This window comes from Saccharibacillus brassicae (assembly GCF_006542275.1).
GTDB classification, from domain to species: Bacteria; Bacillota; Bacilli; order Paenibacillales; family Paenibacillaceae; genus Saccharibacillus; species Saccharibacillus brassicae.
Genome location: NZ_CP041217.1, coordinates 762680 through 783239 on the forward strand (window position 1 = coordinate 762680; position 20560 = coordinate 783239).

General features: G+C 61.0%; 14 protein-coding genes. 1 reads left to right on the forward strand and 13 read right to left on the reverse strand.

Translation table 11 applies throughout. From position 1 onward, the window contains the following. Positions 1 to 39 precede the first annotated feature (39 nt). From addA to prmA, 8 genes are all read right to left on the reverse strand, one after another. Positions 40 to 4098, reverse strand: coding sequence for a helicase-exonuclease AddAB subunit AddA (gene addA, locus FFV09_RS03040; protein WP_141446316.1), 4059 nt, complete (start codon positions 4096 to 4098; stop codon positions 40 to 42). Then, positions 4099 to 7659 (reverse strand): helicase-exonuclease AddAB subunit AddB, encoded by a 3561-nt coding sequence (gene addB / locus FFV09_RS03045; RefSeq protein ID WP_141446317.1) that lies wholly within the window; start codon positions 7657 to 7659, stop codon positions 4099 to 4101. It abuts the gene before it with no gap. A 207-nt stretch (positions 7660 to 7866) separates the two neighbouring features. After that, positions 7867 to 9216, reverse strand: a complete 1350-nt coding sequence (locus FFV09_RS03050; protein ID WP_141446318.1) for a class I SAM-dependent rRNA methyltransferase — start codon at positions 9214 to 9216, stop codon at positions 7867 to 7869. A gap of 43 nt (positions 9217 to 9259) precedes the next feature. Continuing rightward, positions 9260 to 9691 carry an NUDIX hydrolase gene (locus tag FFV09_RS03055; RefSeq protein ID WP_141446319.1) on the reverse strand — a complete coding sequence of 144 codons (432 nt, stop codon included), beginning with the start codon at positions 9689 to 9691 and terminating at the stop codon, positions 9260 to 9262. A 127-nt stretch (positions 9692 to 9818) separates the two neighbouring features. Then, complete coding sequence (gene mtaB, locus FFV09_RS03060) at positions 9819 to 11162, reverse strand: tRNA (N(6)-L-threonylcarbamoyladenosine(37)-C(2))-methylthiotransferase MtaB (RefSeq protein WP_141446320.1); 1344 nt, start codon at positions 11160 to 11162, stop codon at positions 9819 to 9821. 2 nt (positions 11163 to 11164) lie between these two features. Beyond that, on the reverse strand, positions 11165 to 11926 hold the full coding sequence (locus FFV09_RS03065) for a 16S rRNA (uracil(1498)-N(3))-methyltransferase (RefSeq protein WP_141446321.1): 762 nt from the start codon (positions 11924 to 11926) through the stop codon (positions 11165 to 11167). A 117-nt stretch (positions 11927 to 12043) separates the two neighbouring features. After that, a complete protein-coding gene (locus FFV09_RS03070) occupies positions 12044 to 12715 on the reverse strand; it encodes a site-2 protease family protein (RefSeq protein WP_141446322.1) in 672 nt (223 codons plus the stop codon). After that, the gene (gene prmA, locus FFV09_RS03075) at positions 12716 to 13693 is read right to left on the reverse strand and encodes a 50S ribosomal protein L11 methyltransferase (RefSeq protein ID WP_141450303.1); all 978 of its coding nucleotides are present in this window, start codon (positions 13691 to 13693) and stop codon (positions 12716 to 12718) included. 105 nt (positions 13694 to 13798) lie between these two features. Here prmA and FFV09_RS03080 point away from each other — a divergent pair, with 105 nt between their 5' ends. After that, the gene (locus tag FFV09_RS03080) at positions 13799 to 14305 is read left to right on the forward strand and encodes a PH domain-containing protein (protein WP_141450304.1); all 507 of its coding nucleotides are present in this window, start codon (positions 13799 to 13801) and stop codon (positions 14303 to 14305) included. A 187-nt stretch (positions 14306 to 14492) separates the two neighbouring features. Here the strand turns inward: FFV09_RS03080 and FFV09_RS03085 are convergent, their stop codons facing one another. The 5 genes from FFV09_RS03085 to dnaK all read right to left on the reverse strand — a co-directional run bounded on the left by FFV09_RS03085 (position 14493) and on the right by dnaK (position 20553). Continuing rightward, positions 14493 to 16022, reverse strand: coding sequence for a DHA2 family efflux MFS transporter permease subunit (locus tag FFV09_RS03085; protein WP_141446323.1), 1530 nt, complete (start codon positions 16020 to 16022; stop codon positions 14493 to 14495). Continuing rightward, a complete protein-coding gene (locus tag FFV09_RS03090) occupies positions 16003 to 16461 on the reverse strand; it encodes a MarR family winged helix-turn-helix transcriptional regulator (protein ID WP_141446324.1) in 459 nt (152 codons plus the stop codon). The genes FFV09_RS03085 and FFV09_RS03090 overlap by 20 nt, the downstream gene beginning before the upstream one ends. A gap of 627 nt (positions 16462 to 17088) precedes the next feature. After that, positions 17089 to 17265: a hypothetical protein gene (locus FFV09_RS23670; RefSeq protein ID WP_170314917.1), complete on the reverse strand. Its 177-nt coding sequence runs from the start codon at positions 17263 to 17265 to the stop codon at positions 17089 to 17091. Positions 17266 to 17424: 159 nt separating this feature from the next. Continuing rightward, a complete protein-coding gene (gene dnaJ, locus FFV09_RS03095) occupies positions 17425 to 18552 on the reverse strand; it encodes a molecular chaperone DnaJ (protein ID WP_141446325.1) in 1128 nt (375 codons plus the stop codon). A 156-nt stretch (positions 18553 to 18708) separates the two neighbouring features. After that, positions 18709 to 20553, reverse strand: a complete 1845-nt coding sequence (gene dnaK, locus FFV09_RS03100) for a molecular chaperone DnaK (protein ID WP_141446326.1) — start codon at positions 20551 to 20553, stop codon at positions 18709 to 18711. Positions 20554 to 20560: the final 7 nt, after the last annotated feature.

The window sequence follows — 20560 nt, forward strand, 5'->3', positions numbered from 1 at the left end:
CCAAGCCGTTCTGTCTATGTGTCAACCGATCCGGCAGCGCTACAAGCGAACGCCCTGACCTCCATCGAAAAAGTACAGCCATTTCTCGTGCACCGGCTCGCCGAGCATGTCTTCGACGGCCCGGGCGTAAAAGTCGAGCTGGAACCGGTAATGGTCGGCCAGCTCTTCGATACCCCGTCCGGGCTTGATCCGGTCGGTCTTGTAATCGAGCAGGATCAGCTTGCCGTCTTCCCGGAACAGGCAGTCCAGCACGCCCTGCACGAGCACCCGCTCTCCCGGCAACCTTTCCAGCCGGATCCGGCGCGCGCCGTTCGCGCTTGGCCGCGCGTCTTCCGATTCCGGAATGCCGGCGGCGCCTCCGTAAACGGGCAGCACCAGCGAACCCAGCTCCTCGTCCGCGCCGACGCCCGTGCTGAACGGCTGTTCGCGGCGAAGCCATTCCGCCGAGACGGCCCGGCTGCCGATATCGCTGCGGATAAAGCCGGCGACGTCGCCGGCCTGCACCGTATCGGCTTCCGCCTGCAGCAGGATGTTTTTGCGAACGAGTTCGGCCAGCGTCTCGGTTACTTCGCGCTCGCCGGTATCGGCATGCAGCGGCAGATGCTGCATGAGCGTATGGTACGCGGTTCCCCGTTCGGCTCCGGTCAAGCTGCGCCGTTCCATGAAGCGCGGACGCCGCAGCTGCAGCGTCGTGCCTCCGGCCGGCCCGGCGGAGCGGTCCGTATCGCCGGGCGTCTGATCGCCCTGCGGCGCGGAGCCTGCTTCGCGCTCGTCGACTTCGCTGCCATATCCCGCCAGCAGGCGCGCCGCTTCCAGCGCGTCGGCGGCCGGATAATCGTCTCCCGCGAAGCGGGACTTGATTTCGGTGACCGACGTTTTGGCCGCGGCCATGCCCGACGCTTCATGCGGATAACGCCACGCGAACCGCTCGGCGAACCTGGAGCGCTCGCCCTGATCGCCCGCGGACTCGCCGGCGATCAGCGCTTTGAGGCGCTGAATCCGCTCGGCGTACAGCTCTTCCCCGTCGCGTTCGGCGGCCGATTCCGCATCGCCGGACCGGACGGAGAACGTCCAGCCGTGTCCGGCGAAGGCATCGTCGGGCAGCAGCGATGCGTCCGACAAGCCGCGCAGCTCTGCCGCTCCCGGCTCGAAGATCAGCGCCGGCCCGATCCAGTCCATGTACGAGCGGGCTTTGGCGAGCGTATAATCGGCGATCCCTTCCGCTCCTCCGGCCGCCTGCATCCAGGAGTAGATGCGGGCGGGCAGGTCTTTGACCGAAGCGGCGAGGATCATCTTGTCGCGCGGGCGCGTCAGCGCCACGTAGAGCACGCGCATCTCTTCCGCCAGCAGTTCCATCTGCATCCGCCGGCGAATGGCGAGCGCGGGAAGCGTCGGATAACCGACCCGGCTCTCTTCGTCGACGAACCGCGGGCCGAAGCCCAGTTCCTTATGCGTCATAAAGGAAGCGTTCAGATCCTGCATATTGAAATTTTTGGACAGCCCGGCGATGAAGACGACCGGGAACTCCAACCCTTTGCTTTTGTGGATCGTCATGACGCGCACCGAATCGTGCAGCGCTTCGGCGGGCGCTTCGGCCAGATCGCCGCCGTTTTCCTTGAGCCGTTCGACGAAGCGCAGGAAGCGGAACAACCCTTGCGCCGAAGTCGATTTTTCGAACTGTACCGCCCGGTTATGCAGCGCCAGCAGATTGGCCCGGCGCTGCGCTCCGCCCGGCAGACCCGACGCCCAGTCGGCATAGCCGGTCTCGCGGTACAGCGTGCGAATCAGTTCGCTGAGTTCCCCGCTTCGCGCGAGAGCCCGCCAGCGTTCAAGCGAAGCGAGGAACTGCCGCAGCGTGCCGGCAAGCTCCGCATCGCCGGATGCTTCGCCGGGCAGGGAACCTGCCGACGCCGCGTCGGAACGCTCCGCCGAAGATCCGCCGCTTTCCTGCGGGATCTCCGCGTCCGAGTCGGTCCCGGCCGCTGCGCGGACCGCGTCGTAGAACGACAGCCGCGGGCCGTGCAGCCGAATCCGCGCCAGCTGGTCTTCGTTCAATCCGACGATCGGCGAACGCAGCACCGAAGCGAGCGGAATGTCCTGCTGGGGATTGTCGATGATGTTGAGCAGCGACATGACGATCTCGACTTCGGTCGCGTCGAAATACCCCCGCGCCGCATCGCCGATCGCCGGAATGCCGGCCAGCCGCAGCTCCTCGATCATCAGCGGCGCCCACGCGCTCACCGCGCGCAGCAGGATGACCATGTCGCCGTAGGCCGCCGGACGCAGTCCGCCCGCGCCTTTGTCGTAGATCATCAGCGGCGCATGTCCTTCGGCCTGTCCGGTCAGTTCGTGAATGCGCGCGGCGATCGCGCGTGCTTCGAGGCGCGCCGTCTCGATCTCCGCCGCTTCCGCGGCAAGGGCGCTTTCGCTGTCCGCCGCTTCGCCGCCATCCGCTCCGTCCGCGGCGTTTGCGCGTTCGATCAGCATCAGTTCCGGCGCGTATTCGTCATGCTGCGCCGCCGGGTACGACAAAGCGCCGTACGCCAGTTCGGCCCGCTCGTCGTATTCGATCTCCGCCACCCGCTGATTCATGATGCGGCGGAAAATACCGTTGACCGCTTCCACCACTTCATTCCGGCTGCGGAAATTGCGCGCCAGATCCACGCGCAGCCCGCCGTCCGAAAAATCGCTGCCGTAAGCGCGGTATTTATGCAGGAACAGTCCCGGTTCCGCCAGACGGAACCGGTAGATGCTCTGCTTGACGTCGCCGACCATGAAGCGGTTGCCGGCTCCTTCGCGCGCGATCAGCAAGACGATCTCTTCCTGGACCGAATTCATGTCCTGGTATTCGTCGAGCAGCACTTCGTCGAAGCGCTCCCGGTATTCCAGCGCGGCCGCCGACGGAACCGGGCGTCCCGGCTCGGAAGCGGGATCGCGCAGGATACGCAGGCAGTAATGCTCCAGGTCGGAGAAATCGACCATCCCTCTCGCCTTTTTGGCTTTGGCGTACCGTTCGCCGAATTCGATCGTCAGTTCGGCCAGTTCTTCCATCAGCGGGGCGGCTTCGTGCAGTTCCGCCAGAAATGTTTCGGGCGGACGGCCGAAATAGAAGTCCCGGATCCGTCCCAGGTCTTTTTTGGCCGCATCCCGCAGATCTTTGACCTGCTTCTGAAGTTCGGGGTCGTATTGGTCTTTGGCGCTGACCCGCTTGAGCGTGACGAACGCAAGCGACTCGAAGTGCGCGTACAACTTCGGCCACGGTTCCTGCTCCGCGGCGGCGCGCAGCCGGCGCATCTGCTCAAGGTCGCTTTGCAGCGCTTCGGCGTAAGGGACCGGTCCGCCCGGCAGCGAGCAAAGGTCGAACGCCCGCAGCAGCAAGTTTTCCGTACCCGCAAGTTCCATCCGGGCATCGGCCGCAAGGCTCGCCGCCCAGATCGTCTCGCCGAGCGCCTCCGGATCGGAGACGCGGAAATCGGCGGCGGACTGCCGCAGCCAGTTCTCGGGCCACGGATGGCTGCGCGCAAAATCGTACAACCGCTGCACGAGCGCAAACGCCGGATCGTCGGAACGTTCGCCGCCGAACCAGTCGATCAACCGCCGGAACGTGGCACCGTTTTGTTCCAGCGCGTACTTTTCTTCGAACAGTTCTTCCAGCGTCTCCTGGCGCATCATCTTGCTCTCGTGCTCGTTCGCGATCCGGAAGCCCGGATCGAGCGGGATCAGCGTGTAATGACGGCGGATCACTTCGAGGCAGAACGAATGCAGCGTCGTGATCGACGCCTGCCCGAGCAGCGACAGCTGGCGGCGCAGATGTTCATCCTGCGGATTCGCCGCCAGTTCCTTGTTCAGGGCGTCGCGAATCCGCTGGCGCATCTCCGACGCCGCCGCTTTGGTAAAGGTGGCAATAAGCATCCGGTCGACGCCGGTTCCTCCGGCGGGATCGGTCACTTTGCGGATGATCCGTTCGACCAATACCGCCGTTTTGCCCGAACCGGCCGCCGCGGCAACCAGCATGTTGCCGCCGGAAGCGGCGATCGCCGTCCATTGATCGTCGCTCCATTGGCTGCCTTCCGGCTTGTCGGCAATGTTTATGACCATTTATCGATTCTCCTCCCTGTAGACGTCTCCGTCCGCTTCGCGAAACAGGTCCCAGACCCGGTCGCGTCCCGGTTTGCCCAGATGGTTGTAACCCGAATCGTCCAGGCTCTCATCGAACTGGCAGACCGAATGGTACGGACAAAAATCGCACGCTTTTTCCTGCTGGATCCGGTACGGACGGGCTTCCGATTCGCCTTCCGTGATCCGTCTGCCGATGCCCGCGATATTGCGCCGGACGCCTTTGAGCAGCGATTCCCACTGCTGCGGATCGGCGACGGTCGAGCTGCTGTAGAAGCCGCCGTCTTTTTTGACCGCGACCGGAATGACCGGAGACTGGCCGCTCGTCAGGTCGCGGTCCATTTTGGATACGACGTCCGGGTCGGCCAGCACAAGCCCTTTCATCTTGAAGCGCTTGAGCATCTCCTGCGCCGCTTCCTGGCGCGCCATGCCGTTGGCCGACGTCAGCAGCGGATTCTGCACGTGGAAATAGAGCGTTCCCGCCGGCAGCGCCGGCGCGCCGATCCAGTCTTCCGCGTGGGTCAGCAGCACGTCCATATAGGTGAGCATCTGCAGCGACAATCCGTAATACACTTCGTGCAGATGCAGCTCCTTGCCGCTCGACTTGTAATCGATCACGCGCAGCAGCAGCCCGTCTTCGCCTTCGGCCACGTCGACCCGGTCGATCCGGCCCACGATTTCCATCGTGCAGCCGTTGTCCAGCTCGAACATCAGCGGAGGCAGGTCTTTGCCGGGACCGAAATCGAGTTCGATGCCGAGCGGTTCGAAATCGCCCCGGCGGGCCTGCTCGCCCAAAATGATCGAAGCCCGGCCGACGATATCCATCAGCTTGCGCGAAATATAGCCGTACCGGCTCGTGCTGAATAGAATCTCGCCCTGCAGCCTCGGCGCGATCTTGTCGACGGCCGCGCGCGCTTCGGCGAGACATTCCTCGGCTGAAAGCGAGCCCCAGCTGCGGTTCTCCAGTTTGAGCCGCATGGCGATATCGCTCAGCGCCGCATGGAACAGCTGCCCGATATCGGGCGCGTTCAACTTGTACAGCTGCCGCTCTTTGAGCTTGAGCCCGTGCGAAGCGAAATGGGAAAACGCGCAGGCCGTAAATTTCTCCATGCGCGAGACGCTCGAACGCAGCTTGCGGCCGTAGAGCCGCTGGCTCGTCTCCCGCGTCAGCCGGTCCGATTCGTTCGTGTACACGAGCGAAGCCAGCCGGCTGACGAGCAGCGATTCCCATTCGGGCCGTTCCTGGTAAGCACTCAGCACGTCCCACCACAGCGGATGGATCTCGGTGCCCGCTTTCCACAGCCGCAGCTGCGACAGCAGATGCGGCAGCGTCGCTTCCGGCCGCGTGACGAAATTCCGGTATTCGGCCGCAGGCAGGCCCGGCAGCGGCAGGGCATTTTCGCGGCGTTCGCCGATAAACGGGAACGCGGCGCGCAGGTCGAGCGCGATCTCCGACGGCAGCAGCGGCTTGTCTTCGTCGTCGCTGAGCGCGTAGCTCAGCCACAGCCTGTGCGAAGCGCTGGTCAGCGTATGGTAGACGAGCAGCTTCTCGTCGAGCAGCCGCCGCTCCGAACCCGGCGCGAGTTCCAGCCCGCTTTCGGCCAGGCGAATCCGCTCCGGTTCGCTCAGCAGCCCGTTTTGCAGCGGGGACAGCGGCACGACGCCGTCGTTGAGGCCGAGCACGAACGCGTACCGGATACCGAGCGGACGCGTCCGGGTCATATCGCCGAGCAGGACGCGATCGAGCGCCGGAGGCACGAGGCCGAGCGTCAGGCCCGCGATGCCGGTCTCCAGCATGCCCGCGAACTGCTCCACGGTCACTTCCTCGGCGTCGATCAGCTCGGCGATCTGGTCGAGCAGATCCATCATCGCTCCCCAGATCTGCCGATGCACGTCCGCCGCCTGCGGATCGCCCTGCTGCGCCGAGACGTGCGCCATCCGGTCGAGACGCTGCGGCGCTTCGGCCGCGTCCAGCATCCGGTAGACGGCTTCGCACATTTCCCGGGCCGTACCCGCCCGGTTCAGTTCGCGTTCGAACGCGGCCAGAGGCGCCGTGATGCGGTCGCGGCACGCTTCGAGCCGCTCCATGCGCGCCGCCGATTCCGCGGCTTCTTCTTCCACTACCGGACGTCCTTCGTCGTCGAGCGACATTTTGGGCGCGTCGCGCCACGGCCGACCGTCCGTCCAGCGCGTGCCGCGTATGCCCGACGCCAGCACGAAGTTCTCCAGGCGGTCCATATCGTCGCGCGAAATACCGCCTTCCCGCTCTTCCGGCAGCAGCAGGTCGGTCTTCACGCAGCGGAAAACGTCTTCGTACCGCCAGCGGTACTGCACGACGTCAAGCGCGCCGCGCACGAATTCGGCGAGCGGATGATGCAGCACGTTTTTGCGGCGGTCGGTGAACACCGGAATGCCGTATTCTTCGAACACCGGCGCCAGCACCGACTCGTAATCGTCCAAATTACGCACGAAAACGGCCATGTCCCGATAACGCGCCCCATGCTCCCGCGACAGGCGCAGCATCTCCCGCGCCGCCGCGTCGGCTTCCGCCCGGCGATCGTTGGCGGCGTGCAGCGTGATCGCAGCTTCCCCGTCGGCGTTCAGCCGTTCGCGTTCGCCGACTTCCCGCGCTCCGCGCCGGCCGCCGCGCAGCTGTTCTTCCAGCGCGGCCAGCAGCGGGCTGCCCGCGAAGCGCGGCAGCGAACCCGCTTCGGCTTCTACCGTCTCGCAGCCGCTTCCCGCGCCTTCGGCCAGCTTGCACAGCTTCCGGTAAGTCGAAGCGGTCTGGTGGAACAGATCCAGGTCGTCCGGTCGTTCCCCGCCGTCGTACGGCCGGTCGAGCGTCAGCGAACACACGACGGACTCCGCCGTCCCGAGCAGCCCCGCGATCACTTCGTATTCGCGCGGTGTGAATCCGTAAAATCCGTCGATCCATACCTGCGCCCCGCGCACGAGCGACGATTCCCCCAACTGCTCCGCCAGGCGGATCAGCGTATCTTCCGAATCGACGTACAACTCGGACAGCTTGCTCTCAAAATCCCGGTATACCGGCAGCGCGTCTTCGAGCTTCTCGCGCAGCAGCGGCGAATGGCCGGCCGACACGAGGTCCTGCATATGCTGCTCCAGCACGGCCGAATCGATTTTGTACCGTTTCAGTTCCGTGTACAAATCGTTCAATTTGGCGATAAATCCCGGCTGCTCGCTCGACGCGCCGAACAGCCGCAGATCGCCGCGGCGCTCCCGGAGCAGCCGGTACAGCAGCATCCGCTTGCCTTCGTCGCCGATCGCCGTCAGCGCGGAACCGCCCGTCTCCTGCATGACGCGGTACGCGAGGCGGTGGAAACTGAGCACCTGGGCACGCAGGCTTCCCCCGCCTTCCTTGCCGGCAAACAGCGCGTATTCCGTCTGGAACGTCGACTGTTCCGGCACGATCAGCAGCAGCGGCGGGCCCAGCGGGTCTTGTTGCATTTTCGCGCGAATCTCGTCCAGAATCCGGCTGGTTTTGCCGCTTCCGGAACGTCCGAGCCTAATCTGTAAAGTCATCGGCCGACGGCCTCCTTGTTCTGCAATCTCGTATTCAGCTTCTTCTTATAGTATACCGCATCGCGCGGCAGAAAAACAGAAAACGGGAACAAACGTTCCGAACCCTTTTGCCGCCCTGCGCAAAAAGCCCGCGTTTCGCCGACAGCGAAACGCGGGCCCTGCCCGGGCTACCTTTTGAATAAATCGAACCGAACGCGGATCGGACGTTTACCGGCTGCGCACTTCAAAAATCGCGAACTTCAAATAATGGCCTTCTTCGACGCCGAGCAGCTGCGGATGGTCTTTGCCGGCCGCCTGCCATTCGATCAGGCGCAGCGTTTTGCCCGCATCGCGCGCCGCTTCGTGGATCGTGTCCAGAAACAGATCCGGCTTCATGTGGTACGAGCAGCTCGCCGTCACCAGATAACCGCCTTCGCTGACCAGCTTCATGCCGTGCAGATTGATGTCCTTGTAGCCGCGCACCGCGCCTTTGACGGCCGCGCGCGCTTTGGCGAACGCCGGCGGATCGAGGATAACGACGTCCCAGCTGCGTCCGCCGCCGGCCGGCATCGGAACCGACGTATCGACTTTGGACGTGCCTTCGGAGCGGCGTTTGCGCTCTTCAAGCCCTTTGACGTTTTCGCGCAGATAATCGAACGCGTCCGCCACGACGAACTCGACCCGATCGTCGAAGCCGTTCAGGCTGACGTTCTCCCGCGCGCTTTCGATCGCATGCGCCGAAATGTCGAGGCACGTTACTTTTTTGGCTCCGTAGGCGCAGGCATGCAGCGTGAAGCTGCCCGTGTGCGAGAAGCATTCCAGCACCGTCGCACCGTCCCAATACGGGAAATCGACGACTTTGCCGTTTTTGTTGACGGGACGGCGCGTGCCTTCCACGTCCTGCAGTTCGATGCCGCTGCGCTCTCCCCAGCCGGTCATGAGCGGAGCGATCGAAGCGCGGTTCTCCCGTTGATCGAAGAAATAACCGGTCTTCTGCCCCTGCTCGATATCGACTTTGAGCTTCAGCCCGTTCTCGGATACGGTCACGTGGCGCGGACATTCGCCATACAGCACGCCTGTCGTTTCTTCCAGTCCTTCCAGCAGGCGCACCGATACGTCGCTGCGCTCGTAAATGCCGGCCGGAGACAGCACTTCGACCAGCGCGCTGACGATTTCGTCTCGCCGGCGGTCCATGCCGAGTGTCAGAATCTGCACGACGAGAATGTCCGCGAAGCGGTCCACGATCAGTCCCGGCAGGAAGTCGGCTTCCCCGTAGACGAGGCGATATGCGTCGCCGCCGACGAACCGGTCGCGGTGGCGCAGGCAGTCCCGGAAACGCGACGCGAAAAAGCGCTCGTCCATCTCTTCGACGACGCCGTGCGACAGCAGCCGGACCGTGATCTGCGAATTTTCGTTGTAATAGCCCGTGCCGAGCGGCTTGCCGCGGTGATCGGTCACTTCGACCAGATCGCCCGGCGTTATGGCGCCTTCCGTACCGGCGATCTCGCTTTTATAAATCCACGGATGGCCTTCTTCAAGACGCTTTTTCCGGTTTTTGTCCAGTATGACTTTTGCCAAATTCGTTCCTCCTCAAATTGCCGCTCTTGCCTGTCTGCCGCGCTTACAGCTTCAGGCCGAGCATTTGCATAGCCGATCTCAGAATCGGGTGGTTGTTTTCGTACCCCGATTTTTTGTGCAGGATCAGCGCTTCTTCCGGGGAAAACCACTCGACGCCCCGAATTTCTTCCTGCTGCGCTCTCAGCTGTCCGCCGAGCGCTTCGACCAGGTAATACCGGACTTCCTTGTCGACCAGCCCGTATTTTTCGTTCTCGTATTGGTAGCGGATGATGTCCACGAGCTCCACGATCCGCCCTTCGATTCCGGTCTCTTCGCGAATTTCGCGCAGGGCCGCTTCCCGCGGCGTCTCGCCGACTTCGCGCTTGCCTTTGGCGAGCGAGACTTTGCCGTAGCGGTCCTGAATGAGTTGGATCTGAAGCTTTCCGCTTTCTCTGCGATATACGACGCCGCCCGCCGATATTTCCGTTCTGCTCACCGTCTTCTCTCCTCGTCCGTGCTTGACCGTCCCGCAAACAAAAGGACTCCGCGGCTGTCGGCGAAGTCCCCTGCTGCCTGTCTCCCGCTTCCGCCCGGCTGCGCGCCGGACATCATTCGGATCGTGCTCAGGATACCGACGCCGCCTGGACTTCGTCCAGAACGCGCAGCAGCTGGCCGCGGCATTCGTTCGCGCCCGCTTCGGTAATCTTGACCCGGCACAGTTTGCCCTGCAGTTCTTGCGAACCTTCGAACAGGACGGTCAGGTAGTTGTCGCTGTGTCCGGCAACCCAGCCTTGCGGATACAGTCCTTTTTCGTTTTTCTCGGGAATGACGTCGACGACCTGGCCGACGAACTTCTCCGCGTATTCAAGCTGCATGCGTTCCGACAGCTGGATCAGTTCGTGAACGCGCGCGTTTTTGACCTCGTCGTCCACCTGGTCTTCCATCCGCGCGGCCGGCGTGCCGGTACGCTGCGAATACGGGAAAACGTGCATTTCCGAGAATCCGATCTGCTGCATGAACGTATAGCCGTTTTGGTACATTTCTTCGGTCTCGCCCGGGAAGCCGACGATTACGTCGGTCGTGATCGCCACGTCCGGCATCGTCTCGCGGATACGCGCGATCTTCTCGGCAAACTCGGCGACCGTATACTTGCGGCGCATCCGTTTGAGTACCGAATCGTCGCCCGCCTGCAGCGGAATATGGAAATGGCGGCACATTTTGGTCGACCGCTTCAGCACATCCAGCATCTTGTCGTCGATCTGGCTCGCTTCGATCGAACTGATGCGTATCCGCTCCAGTCCTTCGACCTTGTCCAGTTCTTCCATCAGGTCGGACAGGCGGTACTGGTCCATATCGTCGCCGTAGCCGCCCGTATGGATACCCGTCAGCACGATTTCTTTGTACCCGGCGGCGACCAGCTGGCGCGCCTGGTTCAGCACGCTTTGCGGATCGCGGCTGCGGGACAGTCCGCGCGACCACGGGATGATGCAGAAGGTGCAAAAATTGTTGCAGCCTTCCTGGATTTTGAGAAACGCGCGCGTATGGCCGTTGAAGCTCGGCACGTCGAGTTCTTCGAACGTGCGCGTCTTCATGATATTGCGCACGGCGTTGATCGGCTCGCGCTTGGCTTTGATCTCGTCGACGAGCGGCAGGATCTTCTCGCGGTCCTGGGTGCCGATGACGAGATCGACGCCGGGAATTTCCAAAATTTCGGCCGCGGACGTCTGCGCGTAGCAGCCTGTCACCGCGACGATCGCGTTCGGATTGCGGCGCACGGCGCGGCGAATAATCTGGCGGCTTTTCTTGTCGCCGGTATTCGTGACCGTACATGTATTGATCAGGTAGACGTCCGCCGTCTGATCGAACTCCACCTGTTCGTACCCTTCTTTTTTGAACAGCTGCCAGATGGCTTCCGTATCATAGAAATTGACTTTGCAGCCCAGCGTATAAAAAGCGACCGATGGCATCGTTAAATTCCTCCCATTTCTCCGGACTCGTACAGAATGCAAGACAGCGCGGTCATCCCGGCCGTCTCCGCTCTCAGGATGCGTTTGCCCAGACCGGCGACTTTGGCGCCCGCCGCGGACGCTTCGTCCGCTTCGCGCTCGGAGAACCCGCCTTCGGGGCCGACGACGACGAGAATGTTCGCCGCGCCTTCCGGCCGTCCTTCCGCAAACGGGCGCACGAGATCCCGCAGCTGTTGTCCGTTTTCTTTTTCATAGCAAAATAAGACGAGGTCGTACGCTTCGAACGTCTTGAGCAGCTGCTTGTAGGTCAGCGGCTGAAGCACGCCCGGAATCCGGCTGCGATGGCTCTGCTCGGCCGCTTCCTTGGCGATCTTGCTCCAGCGCTGCAGCCGTTTCTCTTCCTTCTTCGCGTCGTACTGCACCACGGTGCGCTCCGACAGGAACGGCACGAACGCCGCCGCGCCGATCTCCGTACACTTTTGGATCACCGTCTCCAGCTTGTCTCCCTTGGGCAGACTCTGGGCGATGCTGACGCGGAAACGGGCTTCGCTTTTCTCCGCGATCTCTTCCAGCACGGACGCAATCACTTCGCCCTGCTCGACCGTTTCGAGTTCGGCCAGCACGAGGCGTTCCCGCCCGTCGCAGACGATGATCGGGTCTCCCGGCCGACCGCGCATCACTTTGCCGATATGGCGCGCGTCTTCGCCGACGATACGAACTTTATCCTGTTCAAACTGCTCTTTTTCCACAAAATATCTCTGCATGTCTCATCCACTTCTCTTCCGTTTTTGACCAAATTCCATCATACACAATTTGCCCGCCGCTGACCAGTGGACATAGCGAAAAACCGGCTTTCCCGCGTGGGAAAACCGGCAGAAACGTTACGTGAACAATCGGACGCCGAAATCGAACATCGCCTGCGAAAGTTCGTACACCCAGATGCCGAGCCGGCCGATCGTATTGTCGCGAAGCGGCGGGATGAACACGATCATCAGGAAAATGAAAATGGAATACGGCTCGATCGCCTGAAGCTTGCGGCGCAGCGGCTTCGGCGCGATATCTTCGATAATCCGGTACCCGTCCAGCGGAGGCAGCGGCACGAGGTTGAACAGGAACAACAACACGTTGAGCTGGATCAGTTTTTCGAAAAAGAGGACGACCGCTTCGATCCCTCTCGACGTCGAAGCTGCGTCCAGCACGCCGTTCACCTGCAGCCCCGCATAGACGATCGCCCCGACGAAAGCGATCAGCAGATTGCTCAGCGGGCCGACCGCCGAGACGATGACGCCCATCAGGCGCGGACGGCTGAAGTTCTCGCGCGTGACCGGGACGGGACGCGCCCAGCCGAATCCCGCGATCAGAATCAGGATCATGCCGAGAAAATCGACGTGGCGCGCCGGATTCAGCGTGACGCGGCCGAGCAGCTGCGCCGTCGGATCGCCCAGTTTGTACGCCGCGTACGCATGCGCGAATTCGTGCACGGTGAACGCGATAATCAGCACGATCAGGACGAACGGAAGTTCGTCGAACGAAAAAGCGAGAAAGTTTTCCATTTACACCACCTTTTCCGCGATAAACGCCAACCATTCCTCCTCGCGATGCACGTCGCGAATCGTCAGGCCGGCCGCGGTCAGACCGTCGCGCACCGCTTGTTCCTTGTCTTTGTAAATGCCGGACGCCAGGTACAGGCCGCCCGGACGCAGCGCCGCGTATACGTCGTGCGTGAACAGGAGAATCACTTCGGCCAAAATGTTGGCGACGACGATCTGCACCGGCAGCTCCACGTTGATTGGGGCAGACTGCCCTTCTTCGTTCGGGGTCAGCACCGACAGCAGATCGCTTTCCTTGACCAGAATCTGTTCATCCAGCCCGTTCAGCGTCACGTTCTCCCGCGCGCTTCGCACGGCGACAGGGTCCAGATCGAGCGCCATGACTCTTTGGGCTCCGAGCTTGATCGCGCCGATCGCCAGAATGCCGGAACCCGTGCCGACGTCGATCACTTCTTCCCCGCCCTGAACGATGCTTTCGAGCGCCCGCAGGCACAGCGCCGTCGTCGGATGGGTGCCGGTGCCGAACGCCATGCCCGGATCGAGTTCGATCACGTGTTCGCCTTCCGCCGCTTCATACTCTTCCCATAACGGCTTGATCGTCAGTTTGTCGGACACTTTGAGCGGCTTGTAATACGCTTTCCAGGCGGTCGCCCATTCTTCTTCGTCCACCAGGCGGCTTGCGAACGTCGGACTGCCGGTATCGATATCGAACGTCGCAAGTTCCGTCGTGCGATTGCGCACTTCTTCCAGCACCGACTCAATATCGACGTCTTCGGAAAAATAGCCTTTGATCTCGGCGCGGCCTTCCGGAATATCGTTCAGCGGTTGATCGTACCATTCGCCGTAAGGACTTTCGCGCTTCTTATTCAAATTGCCGGATTCTTCGATCGAAACGCCGCCCGCTCCCGCTTCGTGCAGGAAATTCGAGATCGCTTCCACCGCTTCCTCGGTCGTATGTATGGTCAATTCGTGCCACAGCATCATCAATCGCTCCTCAATATTAACTTTTGCGTTCGTTTCATTGTACTATAGACGAAGAGACAGCACAAAACCCTGAATCTTTTCGGGAGAAAAGAGGACAAACCGATGATCTATTGCACAAACTGCGGAGCCCCGTGTCCGGACGACGCCAAGTTTTGCGGAAAATGCGGACATGCGTTGAGCGGAGGCGCCGCGCCGGGCGACATATCGCGTCAGGCGCCGTCTACGGCAGAGGAAAATCAGTCTGCGGGCGCGGAGCAAACGCTCTGGGAAGGCCGTCCGTCCGATCTGGGCGACCAGATCCGTACGGGGCTGCTGCTCAACAACGTCCGCTACACGATTACGAGCCAGCGGCTGATCGTTACGACCGGCCTGATCGGCAAAAAGTCGGAAGAACTGGAATTGGTCCGGGTCAAAGACATTACGCTGGAAAAAACGGCGATGGACCGCATGATGGGCGTCGGCACGATCACCGTCCATTCGAGCGACCCGACCACGCCGACGGTGCTGCTCGAAGACGTCAGGGACGCCGAGAAAGTCAAAGACCTGCTGCGCGGCGCGGTACGCGCGGAGAAAGAACGGTCCGGCACGCGCTACCGCGAAGATCTGTAGCGGCGCTTGTTGCTTGCGGCAGGCGGCGGATTGAAGTTCGGCAATGCACAAGGTAATCGTTGGGCCTAAGTCACCAAACAGCAAAAACCCCGTGCTCCGATTTTCGGAGCACGGGGTTTTTCATCTCACGCGGCGGATTGGACAGATTCGAACGTTCCGCCAGGCGGAGCTGCCGGAAAAGCGTGATTTACGCTTTTGCGTTTTCCGCAGGCGTGGTCGGTACTTTTTTCGCGGCCGGTACGCCCTGGCGTTCCACGATGACGCGTTTGATGAAGAAAGCGAGTACGAACGCCGCAGCCGTCATCCACGTGGCGACGACGAACGAATGGTTGATGCCCTGCACGGTCGCTTCGCGCGTGACGGTCGCCATTTGCGCCGCATCCTGCGGGTTGATGCCCATGCTGACGACCAACTGCTTGCCGACTTCGGCCGCTTTGTTGGACATGATCGAGACGAGCAGCGCCGTGCCGAGCGCGCCGGCAATCGTGCGCAGCGTGTTGGACATCGCCGTGCCGTGGCCGTTCAGACGGGCCGGCAGCTGGTTCAGACCGGCGGTCTGGATCGGCATCATCATGAGCGACATGCCGAACATCCGCACCGTGTACACGATGATCAGATGGCGATACGTCGTATCGATACTAAGCTGGCTGAACTGGTACGTCGTGATGGTCATGATCGCAAGACCTGCGACGGCGAGCCAACGCGCGCCGATTTTATCGAAAATATAACCGGTGATCGGCGACATGATGCCCATCAGGATCGCGCCCGGCAGCAGCATGAGACCGGATTCGACCGGCGTGAAGCCGCGGACGTTTTGCAAATACAGCGGAAGCAGGATCATGCCGGAGAACAGCGCCATCGTAGCGATGACGTTAATAATCGTTGTGAGTGTGAATACGTCGTATTTGAATACGCGCATTTCCAGAATCGGCTTCTCGCTTCTGAGCTGGCGAATAACGAACCAGAGCAGCGAAGCCGCGCCGATCGCAAGCGTCCACAGCACTTCCGCCGATTCCCAGCCTTGCGAACCCGCTTGGCTGAAGCCGTACAGAATGCCGCCGAATCCGATCGTCGACAGGACGACGGCGAGCATATCAAGCTTCGGCCGCGACGTCTCGGTGACGTTGCGCATGAACAGGATGCCGAGGATGATCGAGATCACGCCGAACGGCAGAATCAGGTAGAACAGGTAATGCCAGTCGTAATGCTCGACCATCCAGCCGGACAGCGTAGGTCCGATCGCCGGAGCGAAGATCATGGCCACGCCGACGAGGCCCATGGCGGAACCGCGTTTTTCGATTGGGAAAATGGTAAGGATCGTGAACGTCATCAGCGGCATCAGGATGCCGGCTCCGGCAGCCTGGACCATACGGCCCGCGAGCAGCAGACCGAACGATTCGCTGAACGCACACAGCAGCGTGCCGGCGGTGAACAAACTCATCGCGGTAATAAACAGGTTACGCGACGTGAAACGGGCCATCAGGTAAGCGGTGACCGGAACCATGACGCCGTTGACGAGCATGAAGCCCGTGCTCAGCCATTGAATGACGGTCGTCTCGACGCCGAGGTCGATTGCCATGGTCGGCAGCGCCACGTTGAGCAGCGTTTGGTTCAGCAGCGCCACGAAAGCGCCGATCAGCAGAGCGACGAGGATCGGTCCCTTTTTCAGGGTCTGAATATCTTGTACAGCGGTTCGGTTATTCATGGTGGTTTTCATCTCTCACTTCTTCTAATTTTTTGATGATCTTGCGGTGCACGCCGAGCATGGCCCGGACTTCTTCGGGATCGAGATCGTTCAACCCCGACAAATACTTGCGGTAGGCGGCGTCCGCTTCTTCCAGAACCTGCATCCCTTTGGGCGACAGCTTCAGCACGATCGAGCGCCTGTTGTGGTTCGGACGTTCCCGGCTGACGAGCTCGGCCTTGACCAGCCGGTCGATGACGCCGCTGACCGTGCTGCTGACCAGCCGCATATGCTCCGCCAGTTCGCCGAGCCCGATCTCCGGTCGGTCCCGTAGCGCTTTGAGCGTCATCAGCTGAATGCCCGTCACGCCGAACCGGCACGACATTTCCGACATCAGTTGAAAAAAGAGCTGCTTCACTTCCCGGAAAGAATCGACAATTTCATGCAGTTCAATCTCCGTATTGGTGTTCACCTATATCGCTGTCCTTTCTCACCTGCCTGAACGTTCTCCTGCGAAATGTTTCTATAGCAATAATTGGTACCAGAACAATTCGTATACGAACTATTATACCGCAAATTTTTATAGTGTCAACATTTACATAGAAAAAGCGGGATTTTCGGTGCTTCGCTCGGGTTGTTTTCCTGCTCGGGACTGCAAAGCAGTCCGCGAGTAAAGGGAAAGCCAAAAGTCGCTCAGCCCCGAAAATCCCGCTTCCGATCCGGGGGAAGCAGGCGGCCCCTCGGGCCGGACCGCCGGGCGGGCAGGCGGCGGCTTCGCCGACCGCAAGGGCGGACGGGCAGCGGCTCTGCCGGCTGCAAGGGCGAGAAGGCGCGGCGGCTTCGCCGACCGCAAGGGCGGATGGGCAGCGGCTCTGCCGGCTGCAAGGGCGAGAACGAACAGGAAGGCGGCGGCTTCGCCGACCGCAAGGGCAAAGCCGATTCGGAAGTCTGTCTTTTATATTTAAGCGCGGCTCAAAATTTTAAACGCTTTCGCGCAAAAAAGCGCAGGCTCTCCTATCGGGAGCTGCGCTTGAAGGCTTAAAAGGCAGGGAATCGTGCCGAGCGGTTAACGGCTCGGAGCGCGGAGAACTTTATCGCCTTATGAGGCGGAGCCGATCAGATAAAAGTATCCGCACAGCGCAAAAAGCAAGGCGGCAAAGAAAAAGCTCGCCCATTCCCGCACATATATTTCCGCGGTCGGGTTAAGGGAACGAATCAGAAAATGCATACAGCCGTAACCGACTGCCGAAATCGCCAATAAAATCACAAAAATCATCTCGTTGTCCTCCCTATCGTGTTCGGTCTCTGTATGAGGAACGCGGCCTGTCGGGTCTTCCTTACGATTTTTTAAAAAAACAAAAAGAACCGTCCGAATGGACGGTCCTTTGCTTATAAGGGATGGAGCATGCGTGTGCCGTTCCTGAGATTCCCGGAATCAGTCGCCGCGGAAAGCGCGCTTCATTTTGTCGAAGAAAGACTGCTCCTGCTCGTGCGTGTTTTCGCCGCTCAAGCCGGAGAACTGGCGCAGCAGGTCTTTTTGCTCTTCGGTCAGCTTGCTTGGGGTCACGATGACCACTTTGACGTGCTGATCGCCCTGCCCGGTGCCGCGCAGGCGCGGAACGCCTTTGCCTTTGAGGCGGAAGTACGTGCCGGTCTGGGTGCCGGACGGAATCTTCAGCTTGACCTTTTCGGTCAGCGTAGGAATTTCGATCTCGTCGCCGAGAGCGGCCTGGGTGAACGTCAACGGCACTTCGCAGTAGATGTCGTCGCCTTCGCGATCGAAGAACTCGTCCGGTTTGACGCGGATGACGATATACAGGTCGCCGGCCGGGCCGCCGCGCAGGCCGCCGTCGCCTTCGCCGGTCATGCGCAGTTGAGCGCCGTCGTCCACGCCCGCCGGAACGCGGATATGCACTTTACGCTGCTTTTTCACATGGCCGCTGCCGCTGCACGTGGAGCATTTGTCTTTGATGATCTTGCCGGTGCCGCTGCAGTTCGAGCAGGCTCTGCGGTTGACCATGCGGCCGAAAGGCGTGTTCTGCACGACTTCTTCCTGCCCGCTGCCGTGGCAGATGGTACAGACTTCCGGCTGCGTGCCCGGCTTGGCGCCGCTGCCGTGACACGTGTCGCAGCTCTCGGTGCGCGGAATCGTGATATCCAGCTCTTTGCCGAACACCGCTTCCTTGAACTCCATCGTCATCGTGTACTGCAGGTCGTTGCCCCGCTGCGGCGCGTTCGGGTTGCGGGATCTTCCGCCGCCTCCGCCGCCGAAGAACATGTCGAAGATGTCGCTGAATCCGCCGCCGCCGAAATCGCCGCCGCCCCCGCCGAAGCCCTGGCTCGGATCGTCGTGGCCGTACTGGTCGTAACGGGCCCGCTTCTGGCCGTCGCTCAATACATCGTACGCTTCCTTGACTTCCTTGAACTTCGTCTCGGCATCATCCGCTTTGTTGACGTCCGGATGATATTTGCGCGCCAGCTTGCGGTAAGCCGACTTGATGTCCTGATCGCCCGCGCCTTTTTCGATGCCGAGCACCTCGTAGTAATCGCGCTTGTCCGCCATCGGTGCACTCCAACTCCTTTATGCTCATAATCTGTTTTTTCACGCAAAAGGGAAGTCCGGTCCGGGATGACCCGGCCTGACCTCCCCAGCCGGCCCGTCCGCCCAACCGGCGGAAACGGGCTCTCGTTTATGGATCAGAATCGCCTGTAGGGGCAATTAGTCTTTTTTGTCTTCGTCGACGACTTCGTAATCGGCATCGACCACGTTATCGCGATTTTGCGAAGAAGCGCCGCCTTCCGGTTCGCCGCCCGCTTGGGCGCCTTCGGCATTGGCCTGCTCGTACAGCTTCACGGACAGCTGTTGGACGATTTCCGTCAGCTCTTCGGTTGCGGATTTGATCTCGTCCACGTTGTCGCCTTCCAGCGCTTTTTGGACTTTCTCTTTGGCCGCGTTCGCTTTTTCGATCTCGGCCGCATCGACTTTGTCGCCGAGGTCCTTGATCGTTTTGTCGACTTGGTACAGCAGCTGATCGGCGTTGTTTTTCGTTTCGACCAGTTCTTTGCGCTTCTTGTCTTCTTCCGCGTGCAGTTCGGCGTCCTTCATCATCTGCTCGACTTCGGCGTCGCTCAGACCGCTCGACGACGTGATGGTGATCTTCTGGCTCTTGTTCGTGCCTTTGTCGGTCGCCGACACGTTCACGATGCCGTTGGCGTCGATATCGAACGTGACTTCGATTTGCGGCACGCCGCGAGGCGCCAGCGGGATATCGCCCAGCGTGAAGCGTCCCAGCGTTTTGTTGCCGGCCGCCATTTCGCGCTCGCCCTGCAGAACGTGGATCTCAACGCTCGGCTGGTTGTCGGCATACGTCGAGTAGACCTGCGATTTGCTGGTCGGAATCGTCGTGTTGCGGTCGATCATTTTGGTGAATACGCCGCCCGCCGTCTCGATCCCGAGGGACAGAGGCGTAACGTCCAGCAGAACCACGTCTTTGACTTCGCCCGTCAGGACGCCCGCTTGCACGGCAGCGCCGAGAGCGACGACTTCGTCCGGGTTAACGCCTTTGTGCGGATCTTTGCCGGTCAGCTTTTTGATCGCTTCCTGTACGGCAGGAATCCGCGTGGAACCGCCGACGAGCACGATCTTGTCGATTTCGTTCGACGACAGGCCGGAGTCTTTCAGCGCCTGGCGCGTCGGAGCGAGCGTGCGCTCGACGAGCGTAGCGGAAATTTCTTCGAATTTGGCACGGGTCAAGTTGAGCTCCAAATGCTGGGGAACCCCGTCTACCATCGTGATGAACGGCAGCGAGATGGTCGTCGTCATAACGCCCGACAGTTCTTTCTTCGCTTTTTCTGCCGCGTCTTTGAGACGCTGCACAGCCGCTTTGTCTTTGCTCAGGTCTACGCCCTGCTCTTTTTTGAATTCGGCTACCAGGTAGTCGATGATCACTTGGTCGAAGTCGTCGCCGCCGAGGTGGTTGTCGCCGCTCGTCGCTTTGACTTCGAAGAAGCCGTCGCCGAGTTCAAGGATCGATACGTCGAACGTGCCGCCGCCGAGGTCATAGACGAGGATCGTTTGATCTTCGGATTTTTCCAGACCGTAAGCCAGTGCCGCAGCCGTAGGCTCGTTGACGATCCGCAGCACTTCGAGGCCCGCGATTTTGCCGGCGTCTTTGGTCGCTTGGCGCTGGGCGTCGTTGAAGTAAGCCGGAACGGTAATAACCGCCTGCGTAACCGTCTGGCCGAGGTAAGCTTCGGCATCGGATTTCAGCTTCTGCAAGATCATGGCCGAAATTTCTTGCGACGTGTAGTCTTTGCCTTCGATCGTTTCTTTGTGGTTCGTGCCCATATGGCGCTTGATCGAAGCGATCGTGCGGTCCGGGTTCGTGATCGCCTGGCGTTTCGCCGTTTCGCCGACGATGCGCTCGCCGTCTTTTTTGAAGCCTACGACCGAAGGGGTCGTACGTGCGCCTTCCGGGTTAGGGATAACGACGGCTTCGCCGCCTTCCATAACAGCCACACAGGAGTTCGTTGTACCAAGGTCAATCCCGATTACTCTACTCACAGTAAAT